18 protein-coding genes are annotated in these 18,539 nt (G+C 65.8%); 3 read left to right on the top strand and 15 right to left on the bottom strand.

All coding sequences use genetic code 11. From position 1 onward, the window contains the following. Positions 1 to 805 precede the first annotated feature (805 nt). The 14 genes from ACZ4FV_RS12385 to ACZ4FV_RS12450 all read right to left on the bottom strand — a co-directional run bounded on the left by ACZ4FV_RS12385 (position 806) and on the right by ACZ4FV_RS12450 (position 12,196). Positions 806 to 2,080 carry a tyrosine-type recombinase/integrase gene (locus ACZ4FV_RS12385; protein WP_465322588.1) on the bottom strand — a complete coding sequence of 425 codons (1,275 nt, stop codon included), beginning with the start codon at positions 2,078 to 2,080 and terminating at the stop codon, positions 806 to 808. Between the two features lie 11 nt (positions 2,081 to 2,091). Then, positions 2,092 to 2,319: a helix-turn-helix domain-containing protein gene (locus ACZ4FV_RS12390; RefSeq protein ID WP_465322589.1), complete on the bottom strand. Its 228-nt coding sequence runs from the start codon at positions 2,317 to 2,319 to the stop codon at positions 2,092 to 2,094. Positions 2,320 to 2,617: 298 nt separating this feature from the next. After that, positions 2,618 to 4,087: a YfjI family protein gene (locus ACZ4FV_RS12395; RefSeq protein ID WP_465322590.1), complete on the bottom strand. Its 1,470-nt coding sequence runs from the start codon at positions 4,085 to 4,087 to the stop codon at positions 2,618 to 2,620. A gap of 65 nt (positions 4,088 to 4,152) precedes the next feature. Next, positions 4,153 to 5,043, bottom strand: coding sequence for a bifunctional DNA primase/polymerase (locus tag ACZ4FV_RS12400; protein WP_465322591.1), 891 nt, complete (start codon positions 5,041 to 5,043; stop codon positions 4,153 to 4,155). 82 nt (positions 5,044 to 5,125) lie between these two features. After that, complete coding sequence (locus ACZ4FV_RS12405) at positions 5,126 to 6,190, bottom strand: DNA cytosine methyltransferase (RefSeq protein ID WP_465322592.1); 1,065 nt, start codon at positions 6,188 to 6,190, stop codon at positions 5,126 to 5,128. Beyond that, a complete protein-coding gene (locus tag ACZ4FV_RS12410; protein WP_465322593.1) occupies positions 6,187 to 6,441 on the bottom strand; it encodes a hypothetical protein in 255 nt (84 codons plus the stop codon). Before ACZ4FV_RS12410 ends, ACZ4FV_RS12405 begins: the two co-directional genes overlap by 4 nt. A gap of 89 nt (positions 6,442 to 6,530) precedes the next feature. Then, the gene (locus ACZ4FV_RS12415; RefSeq protein WP_465322594.1) at positions 6,531 to 6,761 is read right to left on the bottom strand and encodes a hypothetical protein; all 231 of its coding nucleotides are present in this window, start codon (positions 6,759 to 6,761) and stop codon (positions 6,531 to 6,533) included. 16 nt (positions 6,762 to 6,777) lie between these two features. Then, positions 6,778 to 7,008 (bottom strand): hypothetical protein, encoded by a 231-nt coding sequence (locus ACZ4FV_RS12420; protein WP_439675749.1) that lies wholly within the window; start codon positions 7,006 to 7,008, stop codon positions 6,778 to 6,780. Positions 7,009 to 7,041: 33 nt separating this feature from the next. After that, positions 7,042 to 7,323 (bottom strand): hypothetical protein, encoded by a 282-nt coding sequence (locus ACZ4FV_RS12425; RefSeq protein WP_465322595.1) that lies wholly within the window; start codon positions 7,321 to 7,323, stop codon positions 7,042 to 7,044. 141 nt (positions 7,324 to 7,464) lie between these two features. Continuing rightward, positions 7,465 to 9,690 (bottom strand): cell division protein FtsK, encoded by a 2,226-nt coding sequence (locus tag ACZ4FV_RS12430; protein ID WP_465322596.1) that lies wholly within the window; start codon positions 9,688 to 9,690, stop codon positions 7,465 to 7,467. Positions 9,691 to 9,763: 73 nt separating this feature from the next. Further along, the gene (locus ACZ4FV_RS12435; RefSeq protein WP_465322597.1) at positions 9,764 to 10,144 is read right to left on the bottom strand and encodes an RRQRL motif-containing zinc-binding protein; all 381 of its coding nucleotides are present in this window, start codon (positions 10,142 to 10,144) and stop codon (positions 9,764 to 9,766) included. Next, a complete protein-coding gene (locus tag ACZ4FV_RS12440; protein WP_465322598.1) occupies positions 10,144 to 11,511 on the bottom strand; it encodes a hypothetical protein in 1,368 nt (455 codons plus the stop codon). The genes ACZ4FV_RS12435 and ACZ4FV_RS12440 overlap by 1 nt, the downstream gene beginning before the upstream one ends. After that, positions 11,508 to 11,933, bottom strand: coding sequence for a DUF3307 domain-containing protein (locus tag ACZ4FV_RS12445; protein ID WP_465322599.1), 426 nt, complete (start codon positions 11,931 to 11,933; stop codon positions 11,508 to 11,510). Before ACZ4FV_RS12445 ends, ACZ4FV_RS12440 begins: the two co-directional genes overlap by 4 nt. Continuing rightward, positions 11,930 to 12,196: a hypothetical protein gene (locus tag ACZ4FV_RS12450; protein WP_465322600.1), complete on the bottom strand. Its 267-nt coding sequence runs from the start codon at positions 12,194 to 12,196 to the stop codon at positions 11,930 to 11,932. The genes ACZ4FV_RS12445 and ACZ4FV_RS12450 overlap by 4 nt, the downstream gene beginning before the upstream one ends. A gap of 376 nt (positions 12,197 to 12,572) precedes the next feature. On the opposite strand from ACZ4FV_RS12450, the gene ACZ4FV_RS12455 reads away from it, so the two are divergent. Genes ACZ4FV_RS12455 through ACZ4FV_RS12465 form a run of 3 tightly spaced genes read left to right on the top strand, consistent with a single transcriptional unit; the run spans position 12,573 to position 14,544 of the window. Beyond that, entirely contained in the window at positions 12,573 to 13,340 is a 768-nt protein-coding gene (locus ACZ4FV_RS12455) for a GntR family transcriptional regulator (RefSeq protein WP_465322601.1), read from the top strand. 12 nt (positions 13,341 to 13,352) lie between these two features. After that, positions 13,353 to 14,105: a protein phosphatase 2C domain-containing protein gene (locus ACZ4FV_RS12460; RefSeq protein ID WP_465322602.1), complete on the top strand. Its 753-nt coding sequence runs from the start codon at positions 13,353 to 13,355 to the stop codon at positions 14,103 to 14,105. 4 nt (positions 14,106 to 14,109) lie between these two features. Then, the gene (locus ACZ4FV_RS12465) at positions 14,110 to 14,544 is read left to right on the top strand and encodes an NUDIX hydrolase (protein ID WP_465322603.1); all 435 of its coding nucleotides are present in this window, start codon (positions 14,110 to 14,112) and stop codon (positions 14,542 to 14,544) included. A 148-nt stretch (positions 14,545 to 14,692) separates the two neighbouring features. Here ACZ4FV_RS12465 and ACZ4FV_RS12470 read toward each other — a convergent pair whose 3' ends face one another. Further along, the gene (locus ACZ4FV_RS12470) at positions 14,693 to 18,274 is read right to left on the bottom strand and encodes an NACHT domain-containing protein (protein WP_465322604.1); all 3,582 of its coding nucleotides are present in this window, start codon (positions 18,272 to 18,274) and stop codon (positions 14,693 to 14,695) included. Between the last annotated feature and the right edge of the window lie 265 nt (positions 18,275 to 18,539).

An 18,539-nucleotide genomic window follows, 5' to 3' on the forward strand; every position in this document is an offset into this window, starting at 1 on the left:
CTTCCCCCCCCCCCCCCCCCCCCCCCCCCCCCCCCCCCCCCCCCCCCCCCCCAACCCCCCCCCCCCCCCCCCCCCCCCCCCCCCCCCCCCCCCGCTTCCGTCGTTCCGTCTCAGTTTCCGTCTCACTTGGTCCAAGGGCGCGGCGCTTCCCCTCCGAGGTGGTGGGCCACACGGCCGGGGCGCCTTCGTTTCGAAAGAAGATTTAGACCATCCGCCTCTAAAGACGTCTTGCATGCCATCGGCTAGGTGCAATTTATCCGCTTTGTTGGCCCATGGGCCACCTGATTTTTGCTGACAACCGCCGTGGCCTTGGGATTCAACGGTAAAGAGTGGCAGGCCAGAGCGCTGATCTTGGAAATCAAGGATAAATCGATGTCTGGCCTAAGAAGTAGTGGTAAGGGTTTGAGTGAGCCCTTGACTTCGTTGCCTATTGGCTGCATTGGCCTCTGAAACGCAGTACGATCCTGAGCAGGGAGCTGGCTTCTTCACAGCTCGTCATGTTCGAGAGCCGCCCGCTCTCTCGCCAAAGATAACCGGGCGGCTCTCGACGGGAACCTCTTGTAGGAGGCTCGTCTTGCCCGAAAGTAGCACCTCAGAGGACGAAGAGTTCGAAACCAAGGGCCGCTCAGGTCGACGGCGCCAGTCTAGTCGGCGTCTCCTCCGGGAACTGACTGTCCAGATCATTGCTGGTCTGGCAGTAGCGGGAATCGTTGCGTTGGTAGCAATCCTGCTCTGAGGCGCCGCACTGCGGTGTGGGTTCAGACAGGGGTGCTCGACCTTCAATGGATCGAGTGCCCCTGTCCGGCTATCCGTTGCGGTCGACCGCCGTCCCATTGTGGGTGGGTCGCCCCGGAAGCGGTTCCCAAAGCAGCCCGTCTACACGTTGGGCAACGTCTTGCCGGATGCCGTTAGTGACGTGTTGGTACCGCGCGGCCATAGCGGTTGAGGACCAACCCATGATGGACATCACCGTGCGTTCGGGCACCTCCAGGATGAGGAGCACGGTGGACGCGGTGTGCCGGGCGTCGTGTAGCCGGCCATCCCGAACTCCGGCAGCCGACAGAAGCGCTTTCCAGTGGGTGTAGTCGGTGCGCGGGTTGATCGGCGCACCGGTCTCGGTTGCGAACACCCAGTCACCTTCCTGCCACGCCGCTCCTGCGGCGAGCCGTTCGGCCTGTTGCTGGGCGCGGTGCAGTTCGAGTAGTTCCACTAGGCGGTCCGGCAGGCCGATCACGCGCCGTCCCGCGCGGGATTTCGTGTCGTCGGTGTCTTCGTTCTTTCGGATTCGACGCGGACAGTACCCGGCGTACTGTCTTCCACAGACGTCTCCGCAGCCATGTGTGTACTTGGGTCGCAGCCGGTTTCGGCGCACGCGAATGGTACGTCCGGGCAGGTCCACGTCACGCCACTTGATGCCGAGCGATTCGCCCTGGCGCAGGCCGAGCGCGAGCGCGAGTGCCCATCGTGCGCTGTTTCGGCTCTTGCCCGCCTCCACCAACAGCCGCTGCACCTCGAGGACAGAGTAGGGCTCGACTTCGTCGTCAGTGAGGCGCGGCGCCTTGGCGAGGGTCGCCACGTTCCGCACGACGTGGCGACGTCGGAGCGCTTCGTTCAGCGCGGCCCGGATCGTTCGATGCGCCTGGTGCGCGGTCGCGGCGGAACTCCCGTTCTTCTGCATCTTGGCGTAGAGCCGTTCCAGATGCTCGGGTTCCAGCTTGCGGAGACGATGAGCGCCAAGCCCCGGGATGAGGTGAACGTTCACCGCGGAGCGGTAAGCGGAGTGGCTGGATTCCCGGACCACGGGCGGCGCAACGATGTTGTCGAGCCAGTGGGTGAGCCACGCCTTGACCGTCCACGCCTTGCCTGTCTTGGGGACGGCGCCGTCGTCGCGCTGCTTCTCCAATTCCCGGACGGCTTGGATCACTTGACCTTCAGTCTTGCGTTCGACGTGGCGCCGGTCGGGCCTACCGTCGTCCTTCACGCCGACGGTCACGCGACCGTGCCATTTACCGTCTTTGCCCAGGTAGACGGTTGACGCGCCGTTGGGGCGGCGAGTGCGGTTCTTGGGCTGTTCTGCCACGCGGGTTCTCCTCAAGCTGCGGTCTCGGAACGGTGGGCCTGCCGGAGCCGGTGGACGTACTCGGCTACGGCCTCGACGGGGATGCGGCGGAGACGGCCGACGGGCACGGTCTCGATGGCGCCGGATGCGATGAGGGCGTACATGGTGGTGCGGCCGATGCGGAGACGGCGGGCGCCTTCCTCGACCGTGAGGAGCAGGACGGTCGGGTCGGGTACGGGGAAGGCGTTGGGCTCGGTCACGTCGACTCCTCGCGGATGCGTTGGGATGACGGAGGCGCCGCAGTAATCGCACAAACCGCAGTAATGCCGGTTGGGTGCTCTGACCTGCGGTGATGCGGTGTTCGGTGCGCCCCGCAGTAATCGGAGGTAATTCCGCAGAATTAGCCGTGCTCGGGTGCCGGACCGGCCGCTGCTGCCTGCTCGCTGATTACTGCGGAATTGGCGGGCTTTCTGCGGAGCGGCGGCCGGTCGGGCATCGGTGCTGGTCAGAGCGGGTGCGCGGGTATTACTGCGGGTTCTGCGGTTTCTGCGTACGGGTTCAGACGGGCGGAACGGTCAGGTGCGGGTGTGTCTCGTACCGGGGCGACGGCGGCCGGCCGCGCCCGCGCCGTTCGGGTGCGGGTTCCTGCCGTAGCCACCCATGCTCTTCGAGCAGGTCGAGAACGGGGTCGAGATCGGCCATGGTGGCGAACTCGGCGCGTGACAGCGCGGTGAACAGGTCCCGCTTGGACACCGACGGCACGGGCGCGGCGCGGAGGTGTTCGAGGATGGTGCGGGCGCGGTCTTGGGCGGGGTCGGCGCCCATGAGGTCGAAGACGGCGAGTGCGTGGTCGGTGAAGTAGTCGCCGATGCGTCCGGCCGCGGTGAGGGTGGCTGCGTCGATGGCTCGTGACCATCCGTCGGTGGGGTGTTCGGCGAGGTGGAGGAATCCGGCGATGCGGACGGTGGCGCCGTCGACCTTGCCGCCCCAGTTGCGGACGTGGGCGAGCGTGCCGCCGTCGGCGAGGCGCCGTTCGGTGCGTTCCTGCCGTTGGACGAGTACCGCGTCGGCTTCGGGGGTGAGCGGCAGGACGGCGGGGTCGGTCCAGTCGGCGAGCGTCATGGTGAGGGCGCCGAGCTGCTGTGCGTAGGTTGCGGCGACCTGCTCGGGGACCGGTTCGGTGAGGATCCGCCGGTGGCCCACCAGGGAGACGGGCAGGGAGTACAGGAAGCGGGCGAGCAGGCCGCGGCCGTCGAATCCCTTCACGCGGGCGATGTCTTCGAGGACGGTGGGCTGTACGGCGAGTCCCATGGTGAGCGCGGGGTTCTCGATGTACTCGCGCCGTCCCTGCCGGTTGACCTTGAGCAGGTCTCCGGCGTGACCCTTGAGGAAGACCTCCATGTTGGGCGTGCCGCTGTAGCGACCGGCGATGATGTCGAAGATGCCGCCTTCCGCCGAGAGGAGTGCGAGACGTCCGCCCTGCTCGGCGAGCAGGGACGCGACCGCCTCGGGTGTGGCGTCGTCGGCGATGAGTTGCGGTCGTGGGGGCACCGCGACCGCCTCGGCGGCCTGGGCGAGCGTGATGGCGTCGGCGGTGAGTGCGTCGCGTTTCTCGGCGTCGGCGCCCGCAGCCTTCATGGCGGCTTTCTCGGCGGAAGCTTTGGCGAGTCGAGCGGTGGTCTCCGCTTCCACGATGGCGGCTACGGCGTTCTCAGCCATCAGCTTCTCGGTTTTCAGAAGCGGTCCGGTCATGGCGGAGAACACAGCGCTCTTGCGGTTCGCCGGTGGCAGCGCGACGGCGACGTACACGTTGACCGGTTCCCGCCACGCGCCCCGGGCGGCGACGACTGCGCGTCCGCCGGCCGCCGTCGACAGGGCGGCGAGTGCGAGGCATCCGGGCAGGTCGGTCGGAGTCTGTGTCTCTTCGGCAACGGCGGCGACCATGTCGGCGACCCACGCGGGCAACGCGTCCACCGGGAACGGCGGCAGGGTCCGGGACTGCCCGACGGGGATCGGGTCGTCCCACACCGCAACCGGGGCGGAGTCAAGCTGGTTGAGGATGTCGTCAACCGTGAGTGGTCGACCCGGGCCGGTCACGCGGTCGTGCCGGTGGTGGCGCCGCGGGCGAATCCGCTGCGAATGGCCTGCTCGCACTCGGCGACGGGCAGGCCGCGTGCGGTACCCGCAGCGATGAGGGCTTGTGCGGTGAAGGTGGTCGGTAGGTCGCCGGACGCGACGAAGCGGGCAAGCGCGAACGCGGCGCCGTACAGGGTCCGGTTGCGGGTTCCCTCGCGGGCGTGGAGAACCTTGCTCAGTTCGCCACGCAATGCCGCGTCGCAGTAGCCGCGCGCGTTGCCCAGCGCTGCCCAGCGTTGGGCGAACGCGACGGTGTGCACGGGCTGTTCGGCTACGCGCGAGGTGGTGAGCGCGACCGTGAGCCACGACGGCAGCGGGTCGGGGCCGGTGGCGACGGTCGCCGCGTACGAAGTGCCGTCGATCATGCTCGCGGCAGCAACGACGTAACCACCGTGCGCGCGGGTGTCGATCTTCCACCCGAGCTTGCCCGCGGTGTTGCGCAGCTCGGTTCCGTCGGGTGCCCGGAAGTAAAGGTGTTGCCCGCCGGTGGGCGTGGCGACGGTGTACGTGTCGCCCGGGTAGGGCTGCTGGGCGCCGGTGGCGAGCAGGTAGAACACGTCGAATCCGTCGGTGGCGCCCTGCTCGGCCCATTCGGTGGGCGGGGTGTCCGTGTCGGTCTTGGGCTTGTCCAGGTCGACCACGAGCAGGCCGGACGGTCCGCACGCGATGCCGATGTTGTACGGCCCGTGGTCCCAGCACCGGGCGATGCGCTCCGGGTCGGTGGTCGCGCGGTCCTGCCACTTCGCCACGACCGGCTTCTTGCCACCCGGGGCGAGAGGGAAGACGTGCCACCCACGCTCGGCGTGCGCGAGCGCGGCGGCCTTCAGGATCGGGTTCGGTCGGGTCATGTGTCCCTCCGGTGTCCTTCGGGGTGTGACCGGCCGCCGGCGGGGCGGCCGGTCACGGTGGTGCGCTGCTTGGGTGGGGTGTTCAGGCGGCCTGGTGGCGCTCGGCCCGGTGGGCGAGCAGGAGGCGGAGCGCGGTGGCGGCCTGGGCGGGGAAGACGCCGTTGCCGAGCGCGTGCAGTTGGCGGGTGCGGGACAGGCCGGGCACGTCCGTGACGCGTCCGGTGGCCACGCCCATGAGCCATTCGACGAACACCGGGTTCAGCCGGGGTTGTCCGTCGCGGTTGGGTGCGGTGTGCGCGGGCGCGCGGAGGCCGGTGACGCGTTCCCAGCGGGCCACGGCGCTGGCGTACTTGCCCCATCGGTCGGGCTGTACGGCGGCCGGAGGCGCGACGTCGCCGGGACGGCTGCCCCGCTGGTTCGTGCCGCCGTTGCCGCCGTCGGTGGCGCGCTGCATCGGCAGCAACGACACCGCCGTACGCAGGTCCACACCACCGGTGCCGTGCGCCCCGGCCCCGTTGGCGTCGGACACGCGCGGTGTAGGCAGCAGCGTCAGACGGGCGGCAACCCCAGGATGGCGGTCGGGAGTTGCCCGCGTTGTCCCCCGCCGCGCCAGTCCCGGGCCGCCGGGGTGGGAAGCAGGCCAAGCGGTGATGAAGACGCGGCGTCGCAGGTGGGCGGCGCCGACGTCGGCGGCAGATAGAACCCGGTAGCGTCCCACGTACCCGAGTCGGGCCAGTCCGTGAACGACTCGGGCCATAGCGTCGCCGCCGTCGACAGTGAGCAGCCCGGGGACGTTTTCGAGCACGAGCAGCCGGGGTTGTGGGTCCAGGTCGCGAGCAGCGTTGAGGATCGCATCGAAGATCCACCTCTCGTCGGCCGTCCCGGCGCGCTTGCCGGCCATGCTGGAGGGCTGGCACGGCCACCCCGCGGTGAGCACGTCCACCGCCGGGACCGTGCGGAAGTCGAGCGCGGTGATGTCCCCGAGGTTGGGGACTGTGGGCCAGTGGTGGGCCAGGATCGCGCTCGCCCCGGGGTCGTTGTCCGCGTGCCACATCCGTTCTCCGCCGAGCACGGTTCGCACGGCGTCGTCCAGGCCGCCGTATCCCGTGCACAACGACCCGATGCGCGGGCCGGTCGCGGTGTTCACGAGATCTCCCCGCGCGGCTCGTGCGTTGCGGCACGGGTGAGGAGCGAGGCGACGGTCAACACGGTGGGGCTGTCCCAGGTGCCGAGCCACTCGATGATGCGGTGGTCGTACATGCCGAGCTGCACGCCGGCGTCGGCGAGCGCGCGGTACAGCAGCGCGCGATTCTCGGCGCCGGTCTGGCGCTCGATGCCGCGCGGTTCGGTGTTCAGCGGTTCGCGCGGGATGGGCACGTCTCGGATGGGTCCTGTCATGCTGGGTGTCTCCTGTCTGCTGATGTGGTGCAGGAGGCCCGGGGCGACCGGCTGTTCTTGGCGGTTCGGGCGGTCGCCCCGGGGCGGTTTTAGAACGGCGGTTCGGCGCTGTACATCCGGCTCGGCCGTCGGCCGTAGGGGATGCGGTAACGCGGGCCGTCGTTGCACGGGCACGCGACGACGTCGGGGTCTTCGGGGTGGGTAGCGCTGCCTTCCCACCAGCCGCCTTCGCCGAAGCAGTCGGGGCAGTTGGGGTTCGCCCCACGTTCGATGTGAACGGCGCGGTGCTCGCGGTAGACGAACCAGCGGCGGATGCGCATGCGGTGTGGTCTCCGTTCAGCCGATGGCGGAGGCGAACGCGTCGACGGCGCCCGCGACGAACGTCCCGGTGGAGTTGCTGAGCGAGGCGGCGAACGCGGTCCCGGAGAGGTTGACTCCGGCGACGAACAGGCAGAACCCGGCGAGCTTCGGGGCCTTGTTGTTGGCGAGCAGGCCGAAGGCGGCGAGCAGGAGGATCAGGGGCAGGCCGATGGTGACGGTGGATCCACCGGCGGCGAGGGTGGTCATGGCTGGTCTCCTGACTGGTGGTCGGAGCGCGGTTCAGCGGGTGCCGTCGGCGTGAAGGCGCCGGGCGTGGTTGTGGATGCGGCGGCCGATCCGCAGCCGGGCGCCGGTTCCCTTGCAGCGGCGGCAGGGCTTGCGGATCCGCCGCTTCGGCTTGGCGGCCGGTGCGGTGCGGGCGCGGTGCTTGTCCCACCACGAGATGTGGTTGCCGGTGCCCTCGCAGCGTCGGCAGGGGCCGAACGGCGAGACGAGGCACAACAGGCTGTAACCGAGAGCGTAGGCGGCGACGGCTGCCGCGACGAGCGTCGTGAGGGTCACGAGGTGCCTCCCAGAGGGGTTTTCGCTGGTTCCGGGCATGGCGGTGCTAGGGGCTAGTGCTCTGGTCAGTGCGGGGATTGGGTGCTAGCAGGGGTGCTAGGTCTAGCAGGGGGGCCTGCTAGACCTAGCACCGTTTCGCGATCAGTCGGCCGCGCGGTTTACGTCACGCTTGGTGACGGCTGCGGTGATGTCGTCGCGGGTGATGCCGCGCCGGTTCGCGCCCTTGCCGCCGTCGGCCGGGGTGCCCCAGACCTGACCGACGGTGATGCCGAACGGCTTGAGTGCGGTGGTCAGTTGCGCGGGCTTGGCCTGACTGTCGAGCGTCGCCCACGGCCCGTAGACGTCCGGCCGCAGCTCGGCGAGGCGGTCGACCACGATCTCGTTCCACACCTTCGCCTCACTCGGTTCGACCACTGCGAGGATGTCGGCGAGCAGGTCGTGAACCGGTGTGCGGTCGGTGTCGGTGCTCGCTCCGGCGGCCTGCCCGGTGAGTGTCCCGGCGGCGACGCGCGCGGCGCGGGCGCGGGTGCACACGATCTCGGCGCCGGGGTTGTCGACGCCGAACGTGCGGCCGGTCTGTGCTTCGGGGCCGGCGCCCACGAGGTAGCCGATGCCCTTGTCCTTGAGCGTGAACGTCGTCGCGCGCAGCCCGTTCTTGTAGGACGACGTGCCGAGGATCATGTCGTTCTCGGTCTGGCCCATGACCTTGAGGCAGAACCGGATGCCCACGTTGGCGCTGATTGCGGTGGGCAGCGAGTCCTTGTCGGGGCGTTGGGTGGCGAGGAGGAGGATGATGCCCAGTGCTCGGCCGCGCTTGATGATCGCGGTGAGCTTGGTGTCGGCCTCCTTGCCGAACTTCTCGTGTGTGAACAGCTCTTGGCACTCGTCCACCGCGAGCACGAGCGGGTGCAAGCGCAGCCGCTTCCTGGCGGCGAGTTCCGGGGTGACCTTGTTCTCGGGGCACACGTCGCGCGGCAGACCGGAGATGACCTTGGCGCGGCGTTCGAGTTCGGTGTGGACGTAGCGGATCGAGTCCATCGACCCGGCGATGGTCGGGTCGTCGGCGCCGGATCCGTAGGCGTGGGCGACCTGCTTGAACGGCGACAGGTCGCCGGTGCCCTTGAGTTCCCACACGTGCAACTCGGCCGATACGTCCAGCGCGGCGGCGAGCAGCGCGATGCGCAGGGCGAACGTCTTGCCCATGCCGGGCATGGCGCCGATCAGCATGTTCGCGTACATCAGGTTGAGCAGGATCACCCGTCCGCGTTGATCGGTGGCGTAGGGGATCGACTTGAACAGCGACACCGCACCCGACGCGGCGAGTGGCCATACGGCGGGTGGAGCCTGCGACATGTCCTGGTCGCCGACCCACAGGACCAGCCGTCCGGCGTGCTGGTCGTACGCCGGTTCCGGCCATACGCAGCCCATCGGGCGGCGCAGGCCGGACGCGAGCCGGTCGCGGCGCTCGATGATGTCGACGGCGGTCACGCCGTACGGCAGGTCGATGTCCGCGCGCCATCCGGGCCCGTCGCGGGTGATCGGGGCGACGAACGCGCGCGGACCCCAACCCTTCGCCACGGCCTTGTTGATCTCGGCGATCCCCAGCGCGCCGAGCGCCCGCAGGACCATCGCGCTGGACAGCTTCTCGGCCTGCGGTTTGACCACCGCCGGGCCGATCACCGGCCGGTCATCCGGCGCGCCCGCCCACCCCAGCCCGGCGACGACGCCGAGCAGGGTGAGCACCAGGGCCCAGGTCGGACCCACCAACAGCAGCGCGGTCAGGAGCAGACCGGCGGACAGGACAGCCGCGGTAAGGATGGTGCCGCGCAGCCGGACCTTGCCGTCGCGGTGCTTGGCGAGCTTCAGGTACTCGGCCGCGTCCGCCTTGCGGACCGCTTCCGCGCGGACCGGGCGCCCGTCGGCGTCGGACACCCACCGCAGCGCACCACCCACCAGCCGGGCCGCGCCGAGCGGCGAACGCAGCGCGAGCGTCCCGGCGTACACCGGCGTGCGGACGGCGTGGAACGCGAACACGTGCTTGTAGTGGTCGAGCACCCACGCGGTCTGCTCGCGCAGAGCCTCACGGGAGCGCAACCACTCGGGGAGGACGTCCCGGCGCTGCTCGCCCCGGACCGATTCGCTCCACGTGGGCTGCGATCGGCCTGGCGGGTCGACCGGTACCCGAAGCTCGGTGTCGTCGTCCTGCTCGGCGTCGGTTTCCTCGGTCTCGTCGGTACGGGTTTCGGCGTCCGGGTCCGCCGTCGTCTCACGCGGGAAGGGGATCACCTCGCCGCCGGGCGGGGTGTCGTCGTCGCGGTCGCGCTCGTGGTCCTCGAAGTCGGGACTGTCGAAGGTGTCGTGCGTCATGCTGAACCTCTCCTCTTAAGAGTGGAGAGCGGGCACCGGCCGAGCCGCCAAGCAATCGCCGGTGCCCGCCTGATCAGGCAGCGCTGTACTGGTCGACATCCGCACACGGCACACACACGCCGAGACGGACGGAAATCACGTAGCCGCGGTCAATGCGGCAGGTGGGGCAGGTACGGCGGGCACGCATCGCGGCGGCAAGCGCGCGGTGACGACCCACGGTCATCGGCCGGACCGGGCGGGCCCGGTCGACCCGGTACAGGTACGCGACCCGCAACCCGCGTGCCCGCGACTGCCACATGAGTTGCGCGGCTGGGTCCTGGCCACCGGGCCGCAGCCTCTCGGCCCGAAGCTGACGCCGGGTCATGAGCCCTTCGGGCGCGCACTGCCACGGATACGTCGGAATGCCGTAGCGGGCACCGGTCGGGTCCCAGAACCGCGCCCGGAACCGGGCCATCAGCTCTCGGCCGCAGCGCCGGAGTCGACCACCAGGTGAAGCCCGGCGGCCGTGCGCTCGGCGAGCAGCGCATCCCGCAACGTCCGACCGTTCGCCGACGACGTGCGCACCGCCTTGCGGACCGCCTCACCGGTCAGTCGGTCGACTGGCCACCCGGCGGTCAACCTCCTTGCCTCAACAAGAAGTTCATCGGACGACCGGACCCGTCCCGTCGCCTTCGCCGCCGTCGGGACCTTGCCGGTCGACCTGCGCGCACGCGCACCGGTCGACCGAGTCACACCCGACTCGGCCTTGCCGTTTTGCGATGAAATGTGCTGATCAGGGGTCGACTGCTCCGCGTGAGTCGGGGCAGTCGAGCGGACCTTGCCGAGCAGTTCGGCGACCGGCCGCGCGGAGTCGAACGCGAGGATGAGCGCGTCCCGGACGGCTTCATCGGAGTCGAGCACCGAACCGCCCGGGGCGACGTCGGCGAGCGTGGCGGTCGGCGTCTGCATGACCGACAATGCGACCGGTTCGGTCGGCAGGTCCGGTGCTTCTGCCAGGAGTTCACGAACCCGTCGGGCGGCCTTGTGGTGACGCTTGAGGGTCCGGCGGGTGACCCCGGGGTCGGCGCCGTGTACGCCGCGCCACGCCACGATCCACGCTGCGTCCTCCGTCAGGCCCGGCACTGCGGCGAGCAGGTCGCGCATGCGTCGACTCACCCGGCGGAACCGCGCCGAGCGGTACAGCTCGGCGCGCAGTTGCGCGCCGCTCTTGCCTCCGGCGTGCTCGGCCTGACTGTGTGCGTAGGACTCCCACAACACCACGCCGAGCATCGACGCGATCCCCAGCACGATGGCGAGCGGGACACTGCGGTGGATGGTGTGCGCGACGTTCAGCGCTGCGGCGGCGAGTGCCGAACCCCACGTGATCGCCCGGTACAACCCGGCGGGCCGACCCGACTCGATCGCCTTGGACGCCATCGCAGCACCAGCCCACGCGGCACCCTCGGACATCGACGTGACCAGTACCGCGAGCGCGGGGTTCATGCCGAGCGCGAGATAGAACGACATCTGAGCGGGCCACGCCGTGCCCACCGAAGCGGCCATCATCGACGTGACCATCACGAAGTCACGGCGAACGAGAACCGCGTCCAGGCGCTTGCGCCACCGAAGGTTCCGGGCAGCGCGGGCAGCCGCCTTGTCCTGGTCGGCACCTTCCCGTGCGGTGCGCTCGGCCTCGCGCTGAACGGCGGCGATCCGCGCGGCGGCTTCGGCCTGGGCGAGCGCCGATGCGGCCTGCTTGGCCTGCGCGGCGGCCTGCGCTTCGGCGACCTTGGCCCTGTCGAGCTGACGGCCGGCGCGCATCGAGTAGACGGTGTCGGTCACGACGTCACCCCCGTGACGATCAGGGCGGCGACGAACAACCACCCGATGTGCCAGGACTGATCGAGCAGATACGGCGCCTGCGGATCGCGCTCCCACCACGTGCCCTTGCCGACCCGCCGGGCCAACCCGGCGAGGGTGTGTCGGCGGTCCGCCCACCAGTGCGACAACGCGTCGACCACCAGGCCGACGACCACCGCGAACGGGTTCAGCGGCAACGCGAACACCACCCACACGGTGGCGAGAAACACCACCTTGACCAGCGTCAACGACACGACGTGCCGCGCGGCCCAGAAGCGGCCCGGCCAACCGGCTGCACCCTTGCCCAGCGCTTCCCGATCCGTCTGCACCCAGTGGTCACCCACCATGTGCGCGGCGTAGAGCGAGAAGCCGACGGCGGCGAACGTGCCCGGATCGGCGCTCACGCGGCCCACCGCCGAGCCACGAAGCGGCGCGGCATGGCCAGAACCCGGGGCGCCTCGCCGAGCAACTGCGCGGCGTAGGCGGCCAACTCGGGGTCCTCGCGCCACAGCGCGATCAGGATGTCGTGCGCGGCGTCGACCCGGGCGGCCCGCTCTTCGGCGGATTCCCCGTCGACCCCGGTGAACAGCTCCGCGTCGACGCCAAGCGCCAACTCGGTGAACTCGAAGCTCGTCACGGCCAAACGGCCGTTCACAATGGTTCTCACGGTCGTACTCCCTGCATCGGAGTTGCGACCCACGGGGCGCCCGCCTTCCGGCAAGTCGTCGGGCGCCCCGGCACACATCGGTGTGCCTCGTCTTGAGAGACGAGTGGCCATGGCCCCCGACGCACCCGTGATGGCGCGCGCCGAGGACTAAAAGCACTCGTTTGATCTCGTCCATCACCCTGTTGAGTTCTCAAAGTTCGAGCTGTCCCGGCGCTCACAGGCGCGCGGCCGAAGCCGCCTTCCCTGGCAGGTCGCAAGGTCTGACGTGCATAGATCCCTGGTTCACCACCTCACTAGTGAGGCGGTGATGTGACAGTAGCGCCACAGAACGTACGACCGCAATACCTCACTAGTGAAGTCGCCTAAGATTGCTCGCATGGCCATTGATCCGACCGATCCGCGCTCGCCGTCACGACAGATCGCCGACGAACTCAGGGAAGAGATCACCAGCGGGCGCTTGGCGCCGGGTGACGCGCTTCCCTCGGAAAAGATGCTGGTAGGGCGCTTCGGAACGGCGCCGGCCACGGCTCGTCAAGCCGTGCGGCTCCTCAAGGAAGAGGGCCTTGTGGTCGCCGAGAAGGGCAAGGGCGTCTACGTGAAGCGTCAGCCGCCGACGATCCGTCTCGGATCCCACCGGTTCTCTCGACAGACTCGCGCCGAGGGGAAGTCGGCCTTCGAGGCCGAGATAGAGCGGCAGGGCTTGAAGTGGGGACAGGAGGTTCTTGAGCTTGCCGACGTTCCCGCGCCTGAGTGGGTCGCCGAGTGGCTTGGCGTGGACACCGGGGCGACCGTCTTCGTGCGCCGGCGCCGCAACTGGGTAGGCGACACGCCGACGCAGCTTGCGGACAGCTACTACCGTCTCGACACCGTCGAAGACACGGCGATCCGTACCCCCGACACGGGGCCGGGTGGTAGTTACGCCCGGCTGGAAGAGAAGGGGCTCACTCTTGAGCGCTTCCGGGAGGAGATCCGAATCCGGATGCCGAACCCGGCTGAGGTGCGGGGACTGCGGCTCACTCCCGGAACGCCTGTCGCCGAGCTGCGGCGCATTGCCTTCGGGGCGAACGGACCGCTCGAAGTGCTTGAGTCTGTGGTGTCCGGAGACAGCCACGTGTTCTGCTACGAATTCGCCGCACCCGAGTAGACAGGAAGAACCTTGCAGGTCAGTCACATCAGTGAACCGTCTCCGGGCGGCATCAACGATGACTACGTCGTGGCCAGTGAACGATTCGTCATCGTGCTGGACGGCGCAACCGCGAATGGCCTGGACACCGGGTGCGTCCATGACGTCCCGTGGGTGGTGAGCCGACTGGCTGCGCAACTGTCGGCCCGGCTCATCACGGACGACGGCGCGCCGCTCAGCGAGATCCTGGCCGACGGCATTGCCGCCGTCTGCGACCTTCACGCCGATACGTGCGACCTGTCCAACCCGAACAGCCCGTCAACCACCGTCGCCCTGCTCCGCAACGGCGGCGGCCTGGTCGACTATCTCGTGCTCTGTGACTCCCCGATCGTGATCGAGACGACGTCCGGCGGCATCCACCCGATCAACGATGACGCGACCGCGCATCTCCCGGGGTACACCCGCGAAATCCTCCAAGAGGTTCGGAACCAGCCGGGCGGCTTCTGGGTCGCGAGCACGAAACCCGAAGCGGCGAAGTACGCGGTCACCGGTTCCGTCCCGACAGCAGACGTACACCGCGTTGCGGTCATGACGGACGGCATGTCGCGGCTGGTCGAGCGGTACGAATGGGAGTGGAGCCAGCTCCTTGACGAACTGGAGACGGCCGGACCTTCCGCCGTCGTCGCAGCCGTTCGGAAAGCCGAGCAGCAGACCCCCGCTGGCAAGTTCAGGGGCAAGCCTCACGATGACGCGACCATCGCGTACTGCACTCACTTCGGAGCGTAGGACTGTGGCGGCTCCTGCGCGGCACTCAGTGAGCGTGGCCGGCGTCATCGTCGACGATGCTGGCCGCTGCCTGCTTACGAAGCGCCGAGACAACGGCCAGTGGCAAGCGCCCGGCGGTGTGCTTGAACTGTCCGAGACGATTCATACAGGTCTCTGCCGAGAAGTGCGCGAGGAAACCGGCCTTGAGGTTGAGCCGATAGCTCTGACTGGGATCTACAAGAACATGCTACTCGGCGTCGTTGCGTTGGTCTTTCGTTGCCGGCCCGTGGGCGGGACGTTGACCACCAACGAGGAGGTAGCTGAGTTTCGCTGGGTTTACCCAAACCAGATTCAGGGCCTTGTGACTGAAGCCTTCGGGGTTCGGATCACGGACGCACTGCGGCCAGTTGTCCCTCCTATGGTCCGATCGCATGACGGCGAACATCTCATTCCCGAGTGAGGCGCTGAGAGATCTGCCCATCATGCTGCATGTGACGACTATGCAAAAGCGGCGAGCAAACGTCTTGGACTAGCGTTCAGCAAAGCAGATCCCGGCTGCCATCGTTGCTTTGGAGGATGGCTCTGACTCGCGAATCCTGGTGCGTCGGTTACGGCGGAGTGAGAGGACGAGCGCCTTCCAAACAGTGACCACAGTCGAGAGTTGACACCGTATTGTGCCCCAGACACTCGGGACAGGACCAATAAAGCGCTTCAAGGGCAATGTCTCGACTGTCGCTTACTTCTGTGCGCACCGTCATGTCGTCATCGATCAGTGCGTCGTTCTTTATCTGATTAATCAGTTCGTGCTCTTCCTTGAAAAGCGTCGCGGTGCGAGCCGCCCCTAGCCTTATTGCTACGTCCGCGTCATGAAACAGCTCGTAGCATTTCTGTTGAGGATCTGCTGAACTAATGCAAAGAGCCGGTACAGCGGCGCTGCGACGGCGTGGGTTAAGAGTCGGCATGACTCGTATAAGGAGTTGCTCCGCTCGGTTGTCCCGCATGTGCATTAGTATCCTTTTCGCAACGCTACCTGGCCACGTCGACGTGAATGTCATGGAATCGACGAGGACTTCCAATGTGGCTTCTGAGACGTTCCGAGCAGGGTGAAAGGAGGTGCCCGAACTTTCGAGTAGGAAGCCAAAATCGTCAAGGGGCTTCTCGCCGCCAGTCTCTACAACATATCTAGCCTGACGCGAGATGGCGGGCACATTCATTTCGTAGATTTCTGCAACTGCTGAGAGCCATGATGGCATCGATTTCTGGTCGTAGCGAAAAGCGTCCCGGTAGGCGCCGACGCCGACTTTCGCCAACCCAATGACTTCGAAAAAGTCTGCCAAGTCTGGTAGATGCCAACGGTCATACCGGTGCATAGGAGAGGCTCCCGCATGTTCGACCTCTATGGCAACGGTAGCAGCGAAAATTTGCGCCCAGGAGTCGAAAGTCGAAGAGTACTCGGCAAGCATTGCTTTGATTGTCGAACTGACTGCACTCTCCATTGGTACATTCTGAGCGCGAAGGGCTATAGCCAATCGGTCGTACGATGCCACAGATGATTGATTAGCAACTTCCTTCAAGTGTGGGACGACCGAATCTCCCAAATCCTTGAGATATGGTGCAGCCCTGAGTGCTGCCTCGGTATGGCCACTCAGGAGTGGAGGCTCGTCGCTGTCGTAAGAGAAATACCCTCGCTGTAGTTGCTTTCCTTCGTACCTTCGTGCTTCGACCTCACGGTCTAGCAGGAGACGCACTGTGCGAATTTCGTCTTCTTCAAGCGAGGATCGAGTGTCCTCGACGGCAGAGAGAACAATGAGAGCCTCAAGAATCGAGCGCCGGAGTTCATCCAACGGTAGATCAGCCAAGAGCTCCCTCCGCAGCTCCTTGGCGCTGTTGGTTAGCGGAAGCTGGGCTGCCAGCACGACTGGCAGCCATCCTGGCCCATCAGCCTTCATCTGGCGCTCATTGGAATAGGTGCATACAGCTTTTGGCCCACCATTTGAAGAATCCAAAAAATCTCCATAGGCAGCCCTTACGAGCCATGCGGTGGATTCATCGGGAAGTTTCGATTCCGCGACCTCGGATTCGAGAAGCCAAATAAGGCCCCTGCCGCGCATTATAGGGTCCGACTCGTTTTGGACGACACTTAGAAGATTCATTGATGTTGGTGCGGAGATGCCGCATGCCAAATTCACGGTTTCTTTTTTATCGGGATCCTTTATTGCATTTCTCAGCCATTCTCGAACTGTTTCTTCATCCTGCCATGAAAGCCAGATAGCTTCTGCGATCTCTACGAACTGCCGACTTCGGGGCTCGATTGCACCATCTGCTGTTGTTTCAACGAACATGCCAACTCGTGTATCCCAGAATTCTCGTACTTTCTTGGCGTGGGTGATTGCTGCTCGTGAAGCGAAACCCCAAGCGTGCCGAAAATGATTAGCCATAACCTGTTCGGTCATTGCAGCTGTGACACTTTGGGCCCCAGCGAGCAAATGACCAATTATCGCGTAACCATCCAAGAGGTGGTCCGACTGTAGGTCATCGTTTTGATATCCCGAAGCTCTGCTTTCTTCCCACATTTTGACGCTATCCTGCACAACCGCATGAAGCAGCCCCGCGCGACTTGATGGAAGTGACGGGTCCTGCCTCCTCGCTGCCAGTAGCGTCAGCATCGTCGCCAGGAGGGGAACCGCCCAGACATCTCCGTTCTTTCTCTTCGATTCTCGAATCCAAGATTTCTTTTGTAGAAGCCAGGCATGTTGTTCCGATATTGGTACCCGGACTTGCACAACTGCCATAAGCAGCGATCTCATTGAGGCTTCAAGATTAGAAGGTTCGCATAGCCTTACTTCCGCGAGTGCTAGCTTCTTTGCTGCCGGCATTGCGCTGTCGCGGCTCGTTAGGATGATCTGGTTTCCGGGAGGCAATGACGTGATTAGTGCAGCAAGTCCTAGTGAAACGATCCCTTTCCGCTCGTAGCATTCGTCGAGGCCATCCAGAAGAATTGCTGCGTTTCCTTCATCCATTGCGCCCTGAAGGGCGGAAGAAAGAGGAGCCCGATGGGCGGGATCACAGTTTGCAGTCACCTGTTTGATGATCAGTTCTCGTGTTACGTCTGACGGTTCTTCTACTTCTTCGGCAATACGTTTTAGAGGTACAACCAGGGGAATTGGCGCATCGGCCAGGCTTGCCCACTTCGCCGCGATCTGGCCAAGAGCCGTCGATTTGCCGGTGCCGGGCAGGCCAGACAGGAGGACTCGGGGCTGCCGACGCACAATGGCGAGCAGTGATTTTTGATCACGCAGTTCTTTGGTGCCGCTGGGATGCACACGGAAGGATTCCGCAAGACCGTCTATCTCCACTTCGGGCAGATCATCTGCCAGGACAGGATAACTCGCGATGTCCAAACGGCCTGCCATCTTGACTCTGTAGGCATCGAGCGCGATTTGCTCGGCAACCAACCGCGGTCCTGGTCCGCTCTCGAAATCACTAATTACTTGCAGTTTGGCCTGTTTGAGCCAGGATACCCAATCCTTTAGATCGCTCCCAATTCCGGAGACGCTCGCTGCCTGGAATTTTCTCTGCAGAGTCTCGACGGCAATACTGCCCTCCCCGAGAGCAACAACGACACCATCCAGCAACCCGGCTGCCAAGTCAAAATGACTATCTCCCGGCCCTTCGGCTTTGCATTCAACAAAAATGGCGGCCTTTATGAGGTTTTCCTCTTGACTGGGTGAAAAATGAAGTGGCAGATTCTCGCGGAGGGCTTTTAGTGCATTGTCCATTCTCGTTGTAGGTGTCGAAGGATATCGGGCGACTCGGTTCTCCAGGGCATCTTTCAGGTCTTTTATTGGCCCTTTTGGTATGCGGACAACAAGGCCGACTTTATCAAGGTGACCTAGATTCGGTAGCTGCTCAACCCATTGGTCGACGGTTGCCTTGAAATGCTTGTCTTTGCCGCATGTTCTTTTGGCTTGGAAAAATACGGTGCTGCCATCAGTTAGTGTGCAAGCTATGTCGTCAACGGCATCAGACGTTTCGAATCTAAGGATTGCGGGCGAGGGCCCTGATGGGATGTAGCCTGCAAAACTGAGAGACTTTCCACAGAGTCCATGCGCGGCAAGCAGAGCGGCAAAACCGCTACGATGCAAGCTTCCAGCCTCATTGGCTCGTCCGCCTTGTGTATTCTTCTTCACCACTACCCCTTCGGCCTCCTAAAAGCAACTCTACGACATGCTCCGTCAGTTGGCCGGACGAACGTGCTATAGCTGCTGGCTCACAGCGGCAGCGTTGATCGGGGACTGCGGTCATAGACGAGTTGAGCATGCTGGAGTGTCCCGTGCCCCGCAGATACCCGTCCCTTATTGACCCATTGGACGAATGGGACTGCGTGGGAGGGCTGTCCCACTGCTCCTCGGCTGGTCAGGAGCTGCGTGGGCTTGCGGGTTTGGCGCCACGCTC

The sequence above is a fragment of the Embleya sp. NPDC025285 genome, assembly GCF_055558835.1.